Source organism: Thermohalobaculum xanthum (genome assembly GCF_016623495.1).
GTDB lineage: Bacteria > Pseudomonadota > Alphaproteobacteria > Rhodobacterales > Rhodobacteraceae > Thermohalobaculum > Thermohalobaculum xanthum.
Map to the genome: position 1 here is coordinate 1,009,644 of NZ_JAEHHL010000001.1, position 17,154 is coordinate 1,026,797.

16 protein-coding genes and 1 tRNA gene are annotated in these 17,154 nt (G+C 64.3%); 11 read left to right on the top strand and 6 right to left on the bottom strand.

Going from position 1 to position 17,154, the window contains the following annotated elements; genetic code table 11:
- The first annotated feature begins 52 nt into the window (after nucleotides 1–52).
- From cas3 to H0I76_RS04760, 5 genes are read left to right on the top strand one after another with little or no spacing between them, the layout of a single operon-like run.
- Nucleotides 53–2,296 (top strand): CRISPR-associated helicase Cas3', encoded by a 2,244-nt coding sequence (gene cas3, locus H0I76_RS04740; RefSeq protein ID WP_200607614.1) that lies wholly within the window; start codon nucleotides 53–55, stop codon nucleotides 2,294–2,296.
- Nucleotides 2,297–2,302: 6 nt separating this feature from the next.
- Nucleotides 2,303–2,971, top strand: a complete 669-nt coding sequence (cas5c, locus tag H0I76_RS04745) for a type I-C CRISPR-associated protein Cas5c (protein WP_200607616.1) — start codon at nucleotides 2,303–2,305, stop codon at nucleotides 2,969–2,971.
- Nucleotides 2,968–4,779: a type I-C CRISPR-associated protein Cas8c/Csd1 gene (gene cas8c, locus H0I76_RS04750; RefSeq protein WP_200607618.1), complete on the top strand. Its 1,812-nt coding sequence runs from the start codon at nucleotides 2,968–2,970 to the stop codon at nucleotides 4,777–4,779. Before cas5c ends, cas8c begins: the two co-directional genes overlap by 4 nt.
- Nucleotides 4,776–5,678, top strand: a complete 903-nt coding sequence (cas7c, locus tag H0I76_RS04755) for a type I-C CRISPR-associated protein Cas7/Csd2 (protein WP_200607620.1) — start codon at nucleotides 4,776–4,778, stop codon at nucleotides 5,676–5,678. Before cas8c ends, cas7c begins: the two co-directional genes overlap by 4 nt.
- A gap of 41 nt (nucleotides 5,679–5,719) precedes the next feature.
- Nucleotides 5,720–6,073 (top strand): hypothetical protein, encoded by a 354-nt coding sequence (locus H0I76_RS04760; protein ID WP_200607622.1) that lies wholly within the window; start codon nucleotides 5,720–5,722, stop codon nucleotides 6,071–6,073.
- A 418-nt stretch (nucleotides 6,074–6,491) separates the two neighbouring features.
- Here H0I76_RS04760 and H0I76_RS04765 read toward each other — a convergent pair whose 3' ends face one another.
- The 6 genes from H0I76_RS04765 to H0I76_RS04790 form a co-directional block, all read right to left on the bottom strand.
- Nucleotides 6,492–7,514 (bottom strand): site-specific integrase, encoded by a 1,023-nt coding sequence (locus H0I76_RS04765; protein WP_200607624.1) that lies wholly within the window; start codon nucleotides 7,512–7,514, stop codon nucleotides 6,492–6,494.
- A 51-nt stretch (nucleotides 7,515–7,565) separates the two neighbouring features.
- Nucleotides 7,566–7,991, bottom strand: a complete 426-nt coding sequence (locus H0I76_RS04770; RefSeq protein WP_200607626.1) for a MerR family transcriptional regulator — start codon at nucleotides 7,989–7,991, stop codon at nucleotides 7,566–7,568.
- The gene (locus tag H0I76_RS04775; RefSeq protein ID WP_200607629.1) at nucleotides 7,991–8,203 is read right to left on the bottom strand and encodes a helix-turn-helix transcriptional regulator; all 213 of its coding nucleotides are present in this window, start codon (nucleotides 8,201–8,203) and stop codon (nucleotides 7,991–7,993) included. Before H0I76_RS04775 ends, H0I76_RS04770 begins: the two co-directional genes overlap by 1 nt.
- Before the next feature lie 87 nt (nucleotides 8,204–8,290).
- Complete coding sequence (locus tag H0I76_RS04780; protein WP_200607631.1) at nucleotides 8,291–9,145, bottom strand: hypothetical protein; 855 nt, start codon at nucleotides 9,143–9,145, stop codon at nucleotides 8,291–8,293.
- A gap of 75 nt (nucleotides 9,146–9,220) precedes the next feature.
- A complete protein-coding gene (locus tag H0I76_RS04785; RefSeq protein WP_200607634.1) occupies nucleotides 9,221–10,528 on the bottom strand; it encodes a tyrosine-type recombinase/integrase in 1,308 nt (435 codons plus the stop codon).
- Nucleotides 10,529–10,578: 50 nt separating this feature from the next.
- Nucleotides 10,579–10,666: transfer RNA gene (locus H0I76_RS04790), tRNA-Ser, on the bottom strand.
- A gap of 133 nt (nucleotides 10,667–10,799) precedes the next feature.
- Between H0I76_RS04790 and H0I76_RS04795 the strand changes: the two genes are divergently transcribed.
- The 6 genes from H0I76_RS04795 (at nucleotide 10,800) to H0I76_RS04820 (ending at nucleotide 17,138) form a co-directional block, all read left to right on the top strand.
- Entirely contained in the window at nucleotides 10,800–12,431 is a 1,632-nt protein-coding gene (locus H0I76_RS04795) for an SPOR domain-containing protein (protein ID WP_200607636.1), read from the top strand.
- A 67-nt stretch (nucleotides 12,432–12,498) separates the two neighbouring features.
- Nucleotides 12,499–13,650, top strand: a complete 1,152-nt coding sequence (locus tag H0I76_RS04800; RefSeq protein ID WP_200607638.1) for a D-alanyl-D-alanine carboxypeptidase family protein — start codon at nucleotides 12,499–12,501, stop codon at nucleotides 13,648–13,650.
- On the top strand, nucleotides 13,643–14,341 hold the full coding sequence (gene tmk, locus H0I76_RS04805; protein WP_200607640.1) for a dTMP kinase: 699 nt from the start codon (nucleotides 13,643–13,645) through the stop codon (nucleotides 14,339–14,341). The genes H0I76_RS04800 and tmk overlap by 8 nt, the downstream gene beginning before the upstream one ends.
- Nucleotides 14,338–15,486, top strand: a complete 1,149-nt coding sequence (locus H0I76_RS04810) for a DNA polymerase III subunit delta' (RefSeq protein WP_200607642.1) — start codon at nucleotides 14,338–14,340, stop codon at nucleotides 15,484–15,486. Before tmk ends, H0I76_RS04810 begins: the two co-directional genes overlap by 4 nt.
- Nucleotides 15,487–15,513: 27 nt before the next feature.
- Nucleotides 15,514–16,323 carry a TatD family hydrolase gene (locus tag H0I76_RS04815; RefSeq protein WP_200607644.1) on the top strand — a complete coding sequence of 270 codons (810 nt, stop codon included), beginning with the start codon at nucleotides 15,514–15,516 and terminating at the stop codon, nucleotides 16,321–16,323.
- A complete protein-coding gene (locus H0I76_RS04820; RefSeq protein ID WP_200607646.1) occupies nucleotides 16,323–17,138 on the top strand; it encodes an MBL fold metallo-hydrolase in 816 nt (271 codons plus the stop codon). Before H0I76_RS04815 ends, H0I76_RS04820 begins: the two co-directional genes overlap by 1 nt.
- Nucleotides 17,139–17,154: the final 16 nt, after the last annotated feature.

Consider the following 17,154-nt stretch of genomic DNA (forward strand, 5'->3'; position numbering starts at 1 on the left):
ACCGCCCATGTACCTTTCCTCTCCGATGGCGGCTAAGGGAGCACGACAGTCCATGCTTTTTGCACATTCATCTGAACGGCGCGATCGTACGGACTGGGAGCCCCTGAAAGATCACCTCTTGGCGGTTGCCGCTCGGGCGGGAGAGTATTCCGCGCAATTCGACGCCAGGGCATGGGGCGAAACCGCTGGCCTGCTCCACGACCTCGGCAAGGCCAAGCCCGCCTTTCAGGCCAAGTTGAGGGGCGAGGCCAACTCCGAGCCCCATAGCGGAGAGGGCGCGCGTTACGCGGAGGAGCACCTTCCAGGCCTCGTCGGAAAACTGCTCGCTTTCTGCATTGCAGGGCACCATTCGGGGTTGCCGAACGGCGCAACACACTCCGAGGGTCGCCCGCCAACACCGCTCCGCGAGCGGACGCGAACTGCAGAGCTCATACAGCTCCCCGAAGGTATCGTGCTGCCGACCGTGGTGGGTCATATCCCGCGACCACTCAGTGTCGTCCCGGCGAATGCATCGGAACGCTCGTTTGCATTCCAATTCTTCGCGCGAATGATTTTCTCCGCGCTTGTCGATGCCGATTATATCGAGACAGAGCGGTTTTATGACGAGCTTGGTGGTCGCGCCTCCAGGCGTAGCCAAGGACCGTCGGTAGCCGTTCTGTCCGAAGCTCTGGAGGAGCGTCTGTCACGCTTTGGCAATCCCAGCGGAACGGTAAACAAGCTTCGCGACGAGATCAGATCTCACGTTCGGAGCCAGGCCGCAGCCGCCCCCGGGCTCTTCTCGCTCACGGTTCCAACCGGCGGAGGGAAGACTCTCGCATCGCTCGCGTTTGCGCTCGATCACGCCAAGCGGCACGGTCTTCAGCGGGTGATTTACGTGATCCCCTACACTTCCATCGTCGAACAGACCGCAGACGTCTTTCGCGATGCGCTCAAGGACAATGAAGCCGTTCTGGAGCACCATTCGGCGTTCGACTGGGATGGGCTCGACGATCCAGCCGAGTCCGAACGTATGAAGCTCGCGGCGCAGAACTGGGATCGCCCGGTAATCGTGACAACCGCAGTCCAGTTTTTCGAGAGCCTCTACTCCAATCGCACCTCCAAATGCCGAAAGCTTCATCGGCTTGCGAATGCCGTCATGATCCTTGATGAAGCGCAGACGCTACCACTCCGCTTGCTCCGTCCATGTCTCGCAGCACTCCGGGAACTCGCGCGCGGCTACAACTCGAGCATCGTCCTTTGCACGGCAACTCAACCGGCTCTCTTTCGGGAAGATGGTTTCCCACACCCTGAAGGTTTCGCACGCGCCGATGTTCGCGAGCTCGCGCCCCAGCCCGCACAACTTTACGAGGCGTTGCGCCGCGTCCGTGTCGTCAACTGTGGCCCCCTTTCAGACGATGAACTGCTGGCACGCCTTGCCGCGAAGGCCAGCGGCCTCGTAATCGTCAACAACCGCCGCCATGCGAGACAGCTCTTCGAACGTATACGCGACCACGACGGCGCCTCTCATTTGACCACCAGCATGACGCCAGAACACCGGCGGAGTGTTCTGCGCGAGGTACGCACAAGGCTAGCTCAAGACCTTCCGGTGCACCTGATTGCGACCTCCCTGATTGAGGCCGGCGTCGACGTCGACTTTCCCGTGGTCTACCGGGCAGTCGCCGGGATCGACTCCGTCGCTCAGGCAGCAGGACGTTGCAATCGAGAAGGACGCATGGCCGAACGAGGCGAGGTGTTTGTCTTTCGGCCCAGTGGAGAGCATCGGCCACCGCCCGATCTGAAACAGTTTGCCGATATCGGTGCCGAGATTCTCTCTCGCCACGCTGATCCTCTCTCGCTCGACGCGGTTCGCGACTATTTCCGGCTTCTCTACTGGGACCGGGCGCATGATCTGGACGCGGAGATGGTCGGATCTGTGAGGGGGATTATTCCGGCAATCGAGCGATCGGGCGGCCAAATGGACTTCCCGTTTGCGGACATAGCCTCTGCATTTCGAATTATCGCCGATGGTGCGCTGCCGATCGTCATTCGCGGGGGAGCCTTTGGCGTACCCGATGCAACACTGGAGCGACTGCAGACCCACCCGCATCCCGGCACCATCGCGCGTCAGCTCCAGCCCTATCAGATCCAGTTGCCCCAAAGAGTGCGTGGACGGTTCGTTGCGGCTGGGGCGGCTGAGTTCTGGCGAGAGGACGAGTTCGGCCCGCAATTCTTGCTGTTAGCGAATGTTGACCTCTACGATGACCGTGCTGGGCTGCGCTGGGATGATATTGAAGACTTTGGCTTGCAGGAATTGTGAGGGGATATGGGGTTCGGGATTAAACTTCTCGTTTGGGGTGATTATGCCTGCTTTACGCGCCCGGAGATGAAGGTGGAACGCGTGAGCTACGACGTGATCACACCTTCAGCAGCGCGGGGAATCCTCGAAGCGATCCACTGGAAGCCAGCGATCAGATGGGTCGTCGACAGCATCCATGTGCTCGCCCCCATCCGGTTCGAAAACATCCGCCGCAACGAGGTGGGATCGAAGATCTCCGCCGTTAATGTGAAGCGAGCGATGAATGCCGGAAACCTCGACGGGGTCGGCCACGCAATCGACGAAGATCGCCAGCAACGCGCGACGCTCGCGCTGAGGAACGTCCTGTACGGGATCGAGGCACATTTTGAGATAACCCCGAAAGCTGGGCCCGATGATAACGACACCAAGCACATCGAGATGTTCAGACGTAGGGCGGCGAGCGGGCAGTGCTTTCATCGGCCATGTCTGGGCGTGAGAGAGTTCCCCGCCCATTTCGACCTTGTTGATGAGTTTCCCGAGAGCAGCCTGCCGCAAGACGAACGCAACCGGGATCTTGGATGGATGCTCTACGACATAGATTACGAAAACGGTCGTGAGCCCCTCTTCTTTCGGGCCGTTATGCAGGACGGGGTAATTGACCTCGGTCGCGCCCGCAAGGAGGGGATGGCACAGTGACGATCCTGACCGCACTGGCATCCCTCTACGACCGGCTTGCGGATGCCGGCGAAGCCCCGCGACCACGATATTCCGTCGAGAAGATTGGCGCCGAAGTCGTGCTCGACGAGGAGGGCAATGTTATCCGTATTGCTCCAAAACTGGTGACAGAAGGAACACGGAGGATCGCCGCATCCCTCTCTGTACCAGCAGCCGTAAAGCGGACAGCAGGCATTAAGCCAAACCGTCTATGGGACAAGACGGCTTACGTGCTTGGTATCACGGCAAAAAAGGATGAGGGCGGCAAACCAATCACCGACGATGAAGGACGCATGGTCCCCGGACAGGAAAAGCGCACCGCTGCGGAACACGAAGCATTCAAGCTGCTTCATCAAGACCTCCTCGCGGATGCGACTGACCCCGGCCTAATCGCTATGCGCCGCTTCCTCGAGACATGGCATCCGAGCGACTTCGCCGCACGGGGCTTCCCGGAGGAGGCACTCGACCAGAACATCGTCTTTCGGCTCGACGGTGACACGGATGCCAGCGGCGTCCCCCTCTATGTCCACGAGCGCCCCGCCGCCGTCGAATTGATCTCCGCGGAGGAGCCCTGTGGGAACCAGTCGCTTTGCCTCGTCACGGGTGAGCGCGCATCGATCGCAAGGCTGCACCCATCGATCAAAGGCGTTCTCGGCGCACAGAGTTCCGGGGCGTCGATCGTGTCGTTTAATCTTAACGCCTTCGAATCTTATGGAAAAACGCAGGGGGAGAACGCTCCCGTATCGGAGCGCGCGGCATATGCATACACGACCGCCCTCAATGCTCTTCTGGCGCGCGACTCGGGACGGAACGTTCGTATCGGAGATGCGACCGTCGTCTTCTGGGCAGAAACCCAAAACCCAAAAGCTGCCGCTACCATAGAAGATCTGCTCTTCGGCGCCCTCCAGCCGGAGGACGATGACGCTGCAAACCTCAAGATCCGTGCCGCGCTCGAGGCCGTTGCAAAGGGGCAGGCCACGGACGGCCCTGAGCTTGACCCCCAGACCCGTGTCTACATTCTCGGCCTCGCGCCCAACGCTTCCCGGCTCTCGATCCGCTTCTGGAACCCGGGCACCTTCGGAGACTTCGCCCGCCAGATCATGCGCTTCTGGCAGGATCTCGAGTTGGACCCTGCTCCATGGAAAGGGCCACCAGCGGCCTGGTCGCTCCTTTACGAGACTGCAATCCAGCGCAAGGCAGAGAACATTTCCCCCCTCCTCGGTGGTGAGCTGATGCGCGCGGTTCTGACAGGAGCGCCCTATCCGCGGCCACTGCTTTCAAGTGTCGTCGGCCGGATCAGAGCGGATGGCGAAATTAATGGCCGCAGAGCTGCGATCTGCAGGGCATTCGTCAACAGAAACATTGGACAGGAGGTGATCCCAGTGGGCCTCGATCCCGACAACCCCAACCCGGCCTATCGGCTGGGACGGCTCTTTGCCGTTCTCGAGAGTATCCAGAGAAGGGCTCTTCCCGGCCTCAATGCGACGATCAAGGATCGGTACTTCGCGGCTGCGTCGTCGACGCCGGCGCGCGTGTTCCCCGTCCTCGTGAAGAACGCCACCCACCATTTGGCCGTCATGCGAAAGGGCGATGGAGGCGGCCTTGCTCACTGGCTGGATTCCCAGATGGGTGAGATCTGGGCGGGGCTCGAAGCTGATTTGCCGCGCTCTCTTAACCTCGAGGACCAGGGACGCTTCGTTGCCGGTTACTACCACCAGAGGTGGGCTCGAAAGAAGGCCGACGAGACTGAGGGCGCAGAGGAACTGATCGACGCTGGGAGCGAAGAATGACCGCGATTTCGAACCGCTATGACTTTGTCTTTTTCTTTGATGTCGAGAACGGCAACCCGAACGGCGACCCCGATGCGGGCAACTTGCCGCGGATGGACCCGGAGACAAACCAGGGCCTCGTTTCGGATGTAAGCCTCAAGCGGAAGATCCGCGACTACGTAGCCGCTTCGAAGGCGGGCGAGCCGGGCTACGAGATCTACATGGCCGAGCGCGCGGTTCTCAATCGCCAGCACGCGCGTGCTTATGAGGCAACCAAGATCAAACAGGAAGCGAAGAAGCTCCCAAAGAAGGAGCAGGAGGCGCGCGAGCTCACCGACTGGATGTGCAAGAACTTCTTCGACATCCGTACGTTTGGCGCCGTCATGACAACGGAGGTGAATTGCGGCCAGGTGCGCGGCCCGGTGCAGCTGTCATTCGCCCGCTCGCAAGAGCCGATCATGCCGCTTGAGGTCTCCATCACACGATCCTCAGTGACTAACGAAAAGGACATCGAGAAAGAGCGCACAATGGGTCGAAAGCACATCGTGCCCTATGGGCTCTACTGTGCGCACGGCTTCATCAACGCGAAGCTCGCGGAGAAATCTGGCTTCTCGGAAGATGATCTCGAATTGCTCTGGAATGCGTTTCGGGACATGTACGACCTCGATCGGTCTGCGGCGCGCGGAATGATGGCGGGACGTCGCCTGATTGCTTTCAAGCACGACTCGGCGCTCGGCAATGCTCAGGCGCACAAGCTCTTTGATCGAGTAACGGTGAGCCGCCTGAATGGCGGCGATGCGCTCCCGGTCGGCGACCCGCGCACGCACAACTGGCCACCAGCGCGCGCGTTTTCGGACTATCGAATTGGCGTCGACACATCCGGTCTCCCTGACGGGATTTGCGTCATAGAGCCGTTCTGAGACAGTCTTCACTGCCGCTTGCACAATCAATCAGAGGAAGAATGTATACAATTGAAGACCTCAAGGCCGCGCGCGATGAGCTGCGGCAATGGGAAGAAAGATCCGATCGCTACGATGGCAACAATCCAGACAAGTACCGAAGCGATATTCGTCTTGCCCGAAGCAAAGTGCGTTTGATCGAAGGGCACTTGAAGAGGGCTGGCCAAATCGCATTGACGGAAAAGGAGGCGCTGGAACAGGCGCTTGATCATGCCTTTCCCAATGCAATGAGCAAAGAGGTCGTCGAGTTCGAAGGACGCCGTTATCAGCGCAGATTCTGGCCTCTTGAAAAAAGCCGCTCACGCAAGACGGTCACCGAATGGGGCAGTGACTGGGTTGAGCTACCCAAAAAATAGCGTTCGGCGCTGGGTCCAGATTTTGGTGCGTGGACATAAACATCAACGAAAGCGCCGGTATCCCGACTCACACGCTCGCCCCCCGTGCGAGGGCGTGGATTGAAACTTCTCGTAGGCTTGCTTGGTAAAGTTGAACTGGCGTCGCCCCCGTGCGGGGGCGTGGATTGAAACTACGGCATGGACGCGGCGGGCGAAAAGCCGAGCGAGTCGCCCCCCGTGCGGGGGCGTGGATTGAAACATTGATCCAGATCCGCCACGGCGCGTCATCGGACGGTCGCCCCCCGTGCGGGGGGCGTGGATTGAAACAAGTTTCAGGACCATGAAAATACGGAGGTTCTGCGATCGCCCCTCGTGCCGGGGCGTGGATTGAAACCACCGATCCGTCCCAAGCGACGCTCGGTGAAGCTCAAGCACGAGATCAAGCTTTCGACAGGGATTTGAGCAATTCGGCCTGCCGCTCTCGAGACACCGGGAGGTAGGATTCCATGGTCGTTGCGAGATTTTCGTGACCCATGTTCATCGAATACGCCTTAAACTGCTCGCGCGTCTGGCAAATCCGGTCGCCATAAAGCACCAAGGTCTTCCGGAAGGAGTGCGGCGTAAATTGCGGCAGGTGCACCCGCGCGAAGGCCGCCCGGATCACGGAGGTCAGCTTGCCCGTGCCCTCGTAATGCTCCCGTGCCAGCCCGTCCTTCGCGAACTTGCCGGATCGTAGAGCCATCCGAGGCTTCGGAAAGAGCGGGTCAGTATCACTGAAGAGCTCCACCTCGCGCAGGTAGATCACCCAGCGCTCAAAGTACTCCCGGTATGACGGGTCGACCGGCAGGAACCATGTGTCGAAGGTCTTTGCGTTCTTCGTCGCCACCTCGCGGGCGTCCTGGAAGACGTGGCCGTCGAACAGGTTGACATGCTTCAACCGCAAGCTCGCGACGGCACCGACGCGGGCACCGGTCAGCATGAAGAATGCAAAGAGTGCCTTATCACGCCGCTCGAACACGTCCACTTCGGGCATGCCATGGAAGGCATGGAGACACTGCTCCATCGATGGATACGGGGTCGCTCGCCGTGCGTGAGCGGCTCGAGATGCCTTCAGAGAGTTGTTGAAGTAATCGGCATCGCTGTAGCCAACCCTCGACTTGTATCCCGGCTGGTCGGCCAGCCAGAGCACGAATGCCTTCACCTGCGCGAGGGTCGCATCGACCGTCGACTGGCTGAGAGGTCTCCCGGTTCTCTTGCTGCGGGCCTTTTTCAGATGCGTCTTGAACCGCTCGCCCCATTCCCGGCGGAATCGCTTGAAGTCCTTCCAGCCGATGGCGGCCTCGAACTGGCTGAGCGCCGCCGCGACCTTGTCGAGGGTCTTCTCGTCGCGACCCTTCGCCTGCTTCAGGTGGTAGAGGTAGCGGTGCTTGATATGCTCGTTTTCGGGGATGACTTTCACCATCTTCAGCCTCCTGCTCGAAGTGTTGTTTTGAACCGGGTCGCAGAGGTTCGCTTAGTCGTAGCCACGCCTGTTGATGGCGAACTCGAACCTCGTGGCCCATTCGGTAAGGTTGCGATCGCTCACGATCCGTTGGGCGGTCCGTTCACAATGCGGGCAGATCATGATTATGCGACTTCGCCCTCCTTCCATCGGCTCGTGATCGACCAGTCCCGGCATTGGGGCGCGGGGGCGCTTGCAGCAGAGACAGAAGATCTCGAAGGCCCCTAAAGCTTGCTTGCTGGCCTTGAGGCGCGACGCGTGGAACTCCTTGAAGTCCCGGCCTCGGATCAGGAAGGGGCGCTTGTCGGTGATGCAGGGAAGGCCCTGCCTGCGCCAGTTCCTGACTGTTTGAACCGTCACCCCGACAATCTCGGCGAGCTGATCGATCCTGTAGGCCCGGTGCGTTTTCACGCGGCGCGCGTCGATGCGCCGGCGCATCAGAGTGCGCCGTCATCGTTCGGATCTACGCGGCGCGCGTCGGCCCACGCGTTCAGATCCGCGCCGCGGTAGATGATCTTTCGGCCCAGCTTGTAATAGGCGGGGCCGACACCCTTGTGGCGCCACTGTGTGAGTTTGTCCCGGTCGCCGAGCAGGTCGAGGTCCGGGTCGCCGGGCAGATAGTTGCGGTCGTGCTCGAAGAGTTTCGCCATGATCTGGCCTCCTTGGTTCATCTTGGAGGCGTTGGACCACGCTTGAGCAGGTCGGTAAAAATGCGGCTTCGGAGCGTTGGAAAGCCCTTACTCTGACTGCCTTCTTCGATCGTTCATCAATGCCAGGCACTCCTCGAGAGCGTTCCGCTGACGCGGCACGCCGTACCCACGGAGCCCCTCGAAAGCGTCTCCCGAAGGCTCCATGTCCGTTTCGGTCAGTTGGCCCAGCGCCCACTCCGCAGGCCCGCGCGTATGAGACTTGATCCCCAGGATCGTGAAGGCCTTCGCAAGGGCCCGCGCGAACTGGGTCGATCCGCTGCCGTCATGGGGCGATGTGCCCCAGGTCGGGAACTGGCCTGTCTCTTGCGCAAACAGCCGGGCAAGTCTGAGAGCGATCTCGCGCGCGTAGTAGTCCGGGGCGCGGTGCTTCAGGTTCCAGAAGCGCTCTTCCTGTTCGTTGAGTTCGCGGAGCCGGTCCCCGATAACGCTTTGAAGATCAAGACACATATAAAGGAACACATGGCTCCCGCCCACCTCAGCAATGTTCTTCCTCACGAGGGACGTCGGGCTATCCGCGAATATGCGGCGCGCCTGATCTCGCAGCTTCTGATCGATGCGCGGGTGCAAGGCGTCGAACATTTCCCGCCCGGCTTCGTCTTCCTCCGAAGGCAACAGCGTGGAGAACACCGCGTCGAGGTGCTCCAGCGTCTCCTTGCACGCATCCCGCTCGCGAATGAACTGCGCCTTGGTGTCGTGCTGGTTCGGCTTCGATGTGTCGAATGGCGGGGAGTTTCCCAGGAGGGTCGATGCTCTGGGGGATTGCTTGCCATAGGGTGAGAGCATCTCGTCCACGACGGCATGGAGCTGTTCGGCAACCGAGAGGTCCTGGTTTTCTGCGTCATTTTTTTGCATGAAGGCAGCTTGAGGCATGCCTTCCTGCATTACAAGAGATCGTTCTGGCTTTGTTTCAGTGTGCGACCCTTTGCGGGAATCCTCTACTAAAAGGACCTTCCCGCATTACTTTCGCGGAACTTTCTTGAGTTCGACCACGTTCCCGAGGTTGCCGGTCACGTAATTCGACCAGCTCTCCATGAGCTTGCGCCGCCTTTCGAGGAGATCCGAGCGTGCATAGGCCTGCTCAACCACCGACCCGATTCGGTGTGACAGGCTCATCTCGGCGACTTCCCGCGGCGCTCCCGCCACCTCTGCGGCCCAGTCCCGGAAGGTCGAGCGAAAGCCGTGCACCGTCACGTCGTCGGCCGACATGCGCCGGAGCAACATCAGCATCGCCATGTTCGAGAGCGGCCGGTGCCGCCGTTGCCCTTCGAACACGTACTCCGATCGCATCGAGTGCAGCGGCTCGATGATCGCGCGCATGGCGTCCGTCAGGGGCACGCGGTGCTCCACCCCCGCCTTCATGCGATCCGCTGGGCAAGACCACACGCGCTCTTCGAAGTTCAGCTCTTCCCACCTCATCCCGAGGACCTCGTTGGTCCGGCTTCCGGTGAGGCAGGTGAACATCAGCGCCTTCGCCGCCATCGCGTTGCGCCCCGCGAGGTTGGCATAGAAAGCCGGCACGTCGCGCCAGTGCATCGCCTTGTGGTGTGCGCGCTTCTTCCTGACCGGCGGCAGGACCTTGGCCTCCCGGATTGCGGTCACGGGGTTCTCGCCCTCTCGAAAGCCCTTGGACCGGGCGACGTCCAGGACCGTCTTGATCCGCTGCGCGACGCGACGCGCGGTCTCATGCTTGTCGGTCCAGATCGGTGACAGGCACATGAGGACTTCTGGTTGGCCGACGCTGTCGACGGGCATGCGCCCGATCTTTGGGAAAGCGTAATCGCGCAGGGTGTTGATCCACTGCTGGCCATGCTTGGCGTTCTTCCACGTCGGCAGGCGTTCGATGTGCACCTGTTCCGCAACCTCGGCAAATGTCGGTACGGCTTGCCGCGCGTTGTACCGCGGGTTCAGGCCTTGCCGCGCCATCCGGCGGTATTCGAGAGCACGCTCACGGGCCTGCGCCAGGCTCACGACATCCGCGCCTCCAAGCCCGAAATCGGTGCGAAGCGGCGCACCCTTCCTATTCCTTTGTCCCTTGACGGTCACGCGGACGATCCAGCGACGGGAGCCAGAGGGATCGACAACGAGATAGAGCCCGCCCCCGTCGCCATGCCTGCCGGGACCAAGGTTCTCGACCAGTCGCTTTGTCAATTTCCCGGTAAGCGCCACGGAGTCATACCACCATTCATACCACGCAACGAGCAGAATGCGAGGTAAGCGAACAAAATTCAAGATGGCGAAGTGAGGTGATAAATTCAGAAAAATCATGCCGTTTGAAGAATGAAAGGCATCTCACAAAACTGAAGGGCATTTGGTGGTGGCGGAAGGGGTGGGATTCGAACCCACGGAACCTCGCGGTTCAACGGTTTTCAAGACCGCCGCAATCGACCACTCTGCCACCCTTCCTGACGCGGAGCGCAGTTAACCCGGGGGCGCACACCTCGGCAAGGGGTGCGGCGCCGATGGCCGTTCTTCCCATGCATGGCACCCTTGGATAGACTGCTTGGCGGCAGGCAGGCAGGCCTCGGGAAAAACTGAGATGAGCTTTGGAACGGCTGGGTCGGCGGGCGCGATGCGGCGGCTGTTCTTTGTACTTCTCGCATCGGGACTGACGGCTTGCGAGGCGCCGACGGGCACCGGGCAAGGGGAGCAGACGTCCGGCCAGGCGATCCCGGACTCGGCCCGTGGCGAACCCGCATCGGAGATCGACCAGGCGACCGACGCCTTTCTGGCAAAGGCAGCAGACCGGCCGGATGCCCCCGACACAGCCACGGCTGAGATCACGCCCTCGCCCGGCGCCCCCGATAGCCCCGCGCCCGACACGCCACAGGATCCAGGAGAACCCCTGGATACCGCCGACATCGCCCTTGATGAGGACGGGGCCTCAGCCGAGAGCGCGCCCGGCACGGCTGACGAGGCTGCGCAGACCGATGGCGGGGAGACGAGCGCCGAAGGCCTCAACACCACGGCTGCAGGCGACGCTCGCCCTGATGGCGCGGCGGCGGAACCTTCGCCGGACGATCCGCAAACAACCGATGCAAGCGCCCCGGCGGACGCCTCGGCAGATGAAGCCGTCGCGTCGGAGGCCGAGGCCGAGCCCGAGGTCGAAAAGCTCCCCGAACTGCCCCCGGTCGATCCCGCGCTCTATGCGGGTGACTTCGACGGACGGCTGAACAACCGGCTGGAGCTTGCGCCCGACGTCTTTGCGGCACAGGGTGAAGCGCGCTGGAACGGGACGCGCACGATTGCGGGGATCTGGGTAGCGCATCCGGCGGCACGACGCACGACGCGCGCGCGGATCTTCAACCTTTCGACTGGCCGCGCCGCGGACGGCGCGCTCTTCCGGCGCGAGGGCATGGCGCCGGATGTGCCGCTGCAGATCTCGTCAGAGGGGGCGCAGGCGCTTGGCATGCGCGTCAACCGCAGTGCGGACATCGTGATCGTGGCCCTTCGCGAACCCGCGCTGCCCGAACCCTCGCTGGTCGAGTCGGCTCCCGTCGTGAGGCTCGAGATCGAACCGCCCGAGGGCACCGACATCACCGAGCCGACGCCGGAAGCAGGTGCAGACCAGCCGAAGGTCGAACCGGCGTCAGCCGCGACGGAAACGCCGCGCGGTGCTGCCAGCGCGGAGACCGAGGAGCCGGCTGTCGAGCCCGCCGGCGAGGTCAGTCCTCCCGCCAGCGCGGCTCGCCCGAGCGAGGATTCGGTTGCCGCCAAGGAAGGAACGCCAGAGACACCGGCCGTCCGAGAGGACGCCGCGAGGCCTACGGCCCCAGACAGCGAGGCCGAGCCGGCCCGGCCGGACGCCGGCGCGACGGCACCCGAAACCGACCGGGGCCCGGCGGCGCCTGTCGACACCGAGGAGGAGGGGGCGTCCACGAACGAACCGGCCCCTGCCCCGTCCGATCTCACCCCGGCTGCCCGAACGCCGACGCGCGACACGGTGAATTTCATCCAGGTCGGAATCTTCGCGGTGCGAGAGAACAGCGACCGGCTCGTCGCGCAGCTCGCGGACGCGGACATCAAGGCTCAGGCGGAACCGATCGACAGGTCCGGACGGGTCCTTCTCCGGGTCATCGCCGGACCCTTTGGCAACGAGATCGAACGTGATAGGGCATTGAGAGTGATTGAGGATCTCGGCATCCGCGATGCCCGCCTGATCAGAGAGTGAGGCGTAGCAGCAGCGGCGCGTTGCGGAAGATGACCGCCGACCAACAGGGCAGACCACGAGGCAAGCAATGAAGGCAATCACAACGATGCTCGCCGCACTTGCGGTGCTCTTCGGGCTCGCTGCGACGGCGGGCGCCGAGACCCAGACAACGCCCGCGCGCGCCGCGGTGCTGATCGACATGCAGTCAGGCGCGACGCTGCTCGAGAAGAACGCGGACGAGCCACTGCCACCCGCATCGATGTCGAAGCTCATGACGCTCTACATGATCTTCGAGGCGATCGAGGCCGGGCGCCTGTCACTCCAGGACAGCTTCCGGACCTCGGCGCATGCGGCCTCGTTCGGCGGCTCGAAGATGTTCATCCGCGAAGGCGAGGTGGTGAGCATCGCCGACCTCCTGCGCGGGGTGATCGTGCAGTCCGGCAACGACGCCGCGGTGGCGCTTGCCGAGGCACTTGCGGGCTCGGAAGCCGGGTTCGCCGCGCTGATGAACAAGCGCGCACCGGAACTGGGCCTGACCGCCTCGCATTTCGCGAACGCGACCGGCTGGCCGGACCCCCAGCACTACATGAGCGTGCACGACCTCGCGCTGCTGGCGACGCGGATCATCGAGGACTTCCCTCAGTTCTACCCGATGTTCGCCGAGACCGAGTTCACCTGGGACGGGATCACCCAGCGCAACCGCAACCCCTTGCTTGAAGCGGGGATCGGTGCGGACGGGCTCAAGACCGGTCACACCGAGGAGGCCGGATATGGCCTCGTCGCCTCGGCCAAGCGCGGCGAGCGCCGACTCATCCTGGTCGTCAGCGGGCTTGGCGACACCGCGCAGCGCCAGCGTGAAACCGAGCGGCTGATGAACTGGGGATTTCGCGCCTTTGAGACCCGCAAGCTTTTTTCCGCCGGCGAGGCGATCGCCGAAGCCGATGTCTGGATCGGCGCGGACACGACGGTTCCGCTTACCGCTGCTCGCGACGTCGTGGTCACCGCGCCGCTGGGCTCGATCGACGCCGCACGCCTGAGCGTGCACTACGACGGCCCGGTCCCGGCGCCGATCGAGCAGGGCGCGCCGGTTGGCCGCATCGAGATCGCGATCCCCGACATTCCGACGCAGGCGGTGCCGCTGGTCGCGGCCAAGAGCGTGGCCGAGGGCGGTGTCCTCAGACGAATCGAAGCCGCGGCGAAGCTGATCATGCGCCGTGTGGTGGCGAGCGCAGATGGCTGAAGCGCGCGCCGCCAGCGGTCGCGGCGCTGGTTCCGACCAAGGGTCCGGCGGCGTCTTCATTACGCTCGAGGGGATCGACGGCACAGGAAAATCGACCCAGGCCCGCCTGCTTGCGGAGCGTCTGCGCGCGTTTGGTCGCGACGTCGTGCTGACCCGCGAGCCCGGCGGCGCCCCCGGGGCCGAGGAGATCCGCCGCCTGCTTGTCGAAGGCGAACCGGGCCGCTGGTCGTCCGAGACCGAAACGCTGCTGTTCACCGCGGCGCGGCGCGACCATCTCGAGCGCGTGATCGCCCCCGGCCTCGCGCGCGGTGCGGTGGTCATCTGCGACCGCTTCGCGGATTCGACGCGGGCCTATCAGGGCCTCGCCGGCGGCTCGGGCCGCGACTTCGTCGACCGTCTGCACGCGCTTGCCATCGGCATCGAGCCTGACCTGACCCTGATCCTTGAACTGGCGCCGGACACGGCCCTCGCGCGCGCATCCTCGCGGTCTGACGCATCGGCCGGACCTCGCGAGGACCGCTTCGAGCGGAAGGGAGCGGACTTCCAGTCCCGGCTGGCCGCCGCCTTTCGCGACATCGCCGCCGCCGCACCTGAGCGCTGCCACCTGATCGACGCGAATGCCGCGCCCGACGAGGTCGCCGCGCGCATCTGGGCGAGGGTAGAACGTCTTGCGGGGGCCATGGCGCCATGAGCGACACCCTGCCCGAGCCCGACCGGGTCCCCGGCCATCCTCACCCGCGCGACAGCGTCCACCTGATCGGCCAGGGGCCGGCCGAGCGCGCCTTCCTCGACGTCTGGCGGGCAGGACGGCTGCACCACGCCTGGCTGCTTCGCGGACCGCGCGGGATCGGCAAGGCGACGCTCGCGTACAGGATCGCGCGCGCTCTGATCGCCGCACCGACCGACGACGCCGGACCCAGCCTGTTCGGCGGCGACGCCGCGATCGGACCTTCCGTGCCGGATACCCTCGATCCGCCCGATGCCTGCCCCGTCCTCACCCGGATCCGAGCGGGCGCCGAGCCGCGGCTCGCGGTGCTGCGTCGCGGCCTGAACGACAAGAGCCGCCCCTACAGCGTGATCCGCATCGACGAGGTTCGGGACCTGCGCCGCTTCCTCGGCCTCAGCGCGGCCGACGGCGGATGGCGCGCAGTGGTCGTCGACGCGGCCGACGAGATGAACGTGCAGGCGCAGAATGCCATCCTCAAGATGCTTGAAGAGCCGCCCGCCCGCACCGCCTTCCTGCTCGTGTCACACTCGCCCGCGGCACTCCTGCCGACGATCCGGTCGCGCTGCCGCACCCTCGATCTTGCGCCGCTGTCGCCCGCGGACCTTGCCGCCGCGCTCGAAGCGGCCGGTGCTCCGGTCGATCCCTCCGGTCAGGCCGCGCTGGCCGAGCTTGCCGGCGGCTCGGTCGGCGCGGCACTGCGCCTGCTGGAAGGCGACGGGCTCGAACTCTGCCAGCGTGTCATCGCCGCGCTCTCCGGCGGCGGCTGCGTGGACCGCACGGCCCTCATCGCGCTGGCGGATGCGGTCGGCGCACGCGGCGCCGAGACGCGCTACGCGCTCGCGCTCGACCTGATCATCGTGGTCGCGGGGCGGCTCGCCCGCCACGCCGCCGGGATCACTCCCGCCGCCGAGGTTGCCCGCGGCGAGGCCCAGCTTGCCAGCCGTATCGCCCGCCACCCCGCGCAGGCCGCGCTCTGGGCCGAGGCCGCATCCCGGCTCGCGGCGCGGACGGCCCATGCGCGCGCCGTCAACCTTGACCCCGCGCAGACCATCATGGATACGTTGCTCGATCTCGACGACACTCTGGCCCGCGCCCGCGCGGCTGCCTGAAACCCCGCCTGAGGAGCCGCCCTTCCGATGTCAGCGCCCCGGCTGGTCGACAGCCATTGCCATCTCGACTTCCCCGACTTTGCCGACGAGCTGCCCGCGGTCGTCGCCCGCGCAGCCGCGGCGGGGGTGACGCGGATGGTGACGATCTGCACGCGCCTTCGTGAAGAGCCGCGGATCCGCGCCATTGCCGAGCGCTTCGACGGGGTGTTTTACGCGGTCGGGACACATCCGATGAACGCCGCCGCCGAGCCGATGGCCACGGTTGACGAGCTGGTCGCGCTGGCGCGTCACCCGAAGTTCGTCGGGATCGGCGAAAGCGGGCTCGACTATCACTACACGGCCGAAAGCGCCGCGACGCAGCAGGAAAGCCTGCGCATACATATCGAGGCGGCGCGGCGCACCGGCCTGCCGCTGATCATCCACGCAAGGGATGCCGACGAGGACATGGCGAGGATCCTGTCCGAGGAACACCGCGCCGGCGCCTATGCCTGCGTGATGCACTGCTTCTCGTCGGGCGCGTCGTTGGCGCAAACGGCGCTTGATCTCGGCTTCTACCTCTCGGTCTCGGGCATCGCGGCTTTCCCGAAGTCCGGGGCGCTGCGCGAGATCTTTGCCGCCGCGCCGATCGACCGTCTGCTGGTCGAGACCGACGCCCCCTATCTTGCCCCGCCGCCCTATCGCGGCAAGCGCAACGAGCCGGCCTATGTCGCCCGGACCGCGGCGGCGATGGCCGAGCATCTGGGGATCGAGCTTGACCGGTTCGCGGCCCGGACCAATGCCAATTTCGACCGGCTCTTTACCAAGGCCGCCCGGACGGGCGAGGAGGCCGCGGCCTGATGAGCGCAATTCTGCGTTTCACGGTGCTCGGCTGCGGGTCCTCGGGGGGCGTGCCGCGCATCGGCCCGGCCGGGCCGAACTGGGGTGCGTGCGACCCGAACGATCCGCGCAACCGGCGCCGGCGCTGTGCCCTGCTGGTCCAGCGCGTCACCGACGAGGGGGAGACCTCGGTCCTGATCGATGCCGGTCCCGACATCGCCGAGCAACTGGCGCATGCCGGCGCGGGGCTGCTCGATGCCGTGGTCTTCACCCATGACCACGCCGACCACTGCCACGGCATCGACGACTTGCGCATGGTGGTCTTCAACCGCCGCTCGCGCCTGCCCGCATGGATGGACGCTCGGACCGAGGCCGCGATCCGCCAGCGCTTCGGCTATGTCTTCGAGACGCCGCCCGGCTCGAATTACCCGGCGATCCTCGACCTCTTCCGGATCGAGGGGCCGGTCAAGATCGGTGGCGCCGGCGGCACCCTGACGCTCGCGCCCTTTTCCGTGCCGCATGGCGAGATCGAGGCCCTCGGCTTCCATATCGGCCCGCTGGCCTACACGCCCGACATCTCCGCCATGTCCGACGACGCATGGGAGGTGGTGCGCGGCATCGACACCTGGATCACCGACGCGCTGCGCTACACCCCGCATGTCAGCCACGCGAATGTCGAGACGGCGCTCGCATGGATCGCCGATGCCGCGCCGCGGCGGGCGTTCCTCACCAACATGCATGTCGATCTCGACTACGAGACCCTGAACGCCCAGACCCCCGCCAACGTGACCCCGGCCCATGACGGGCTGGTGCTGGAATTCCCTGCCGCCGACTGACCGACCGGTGGCACCG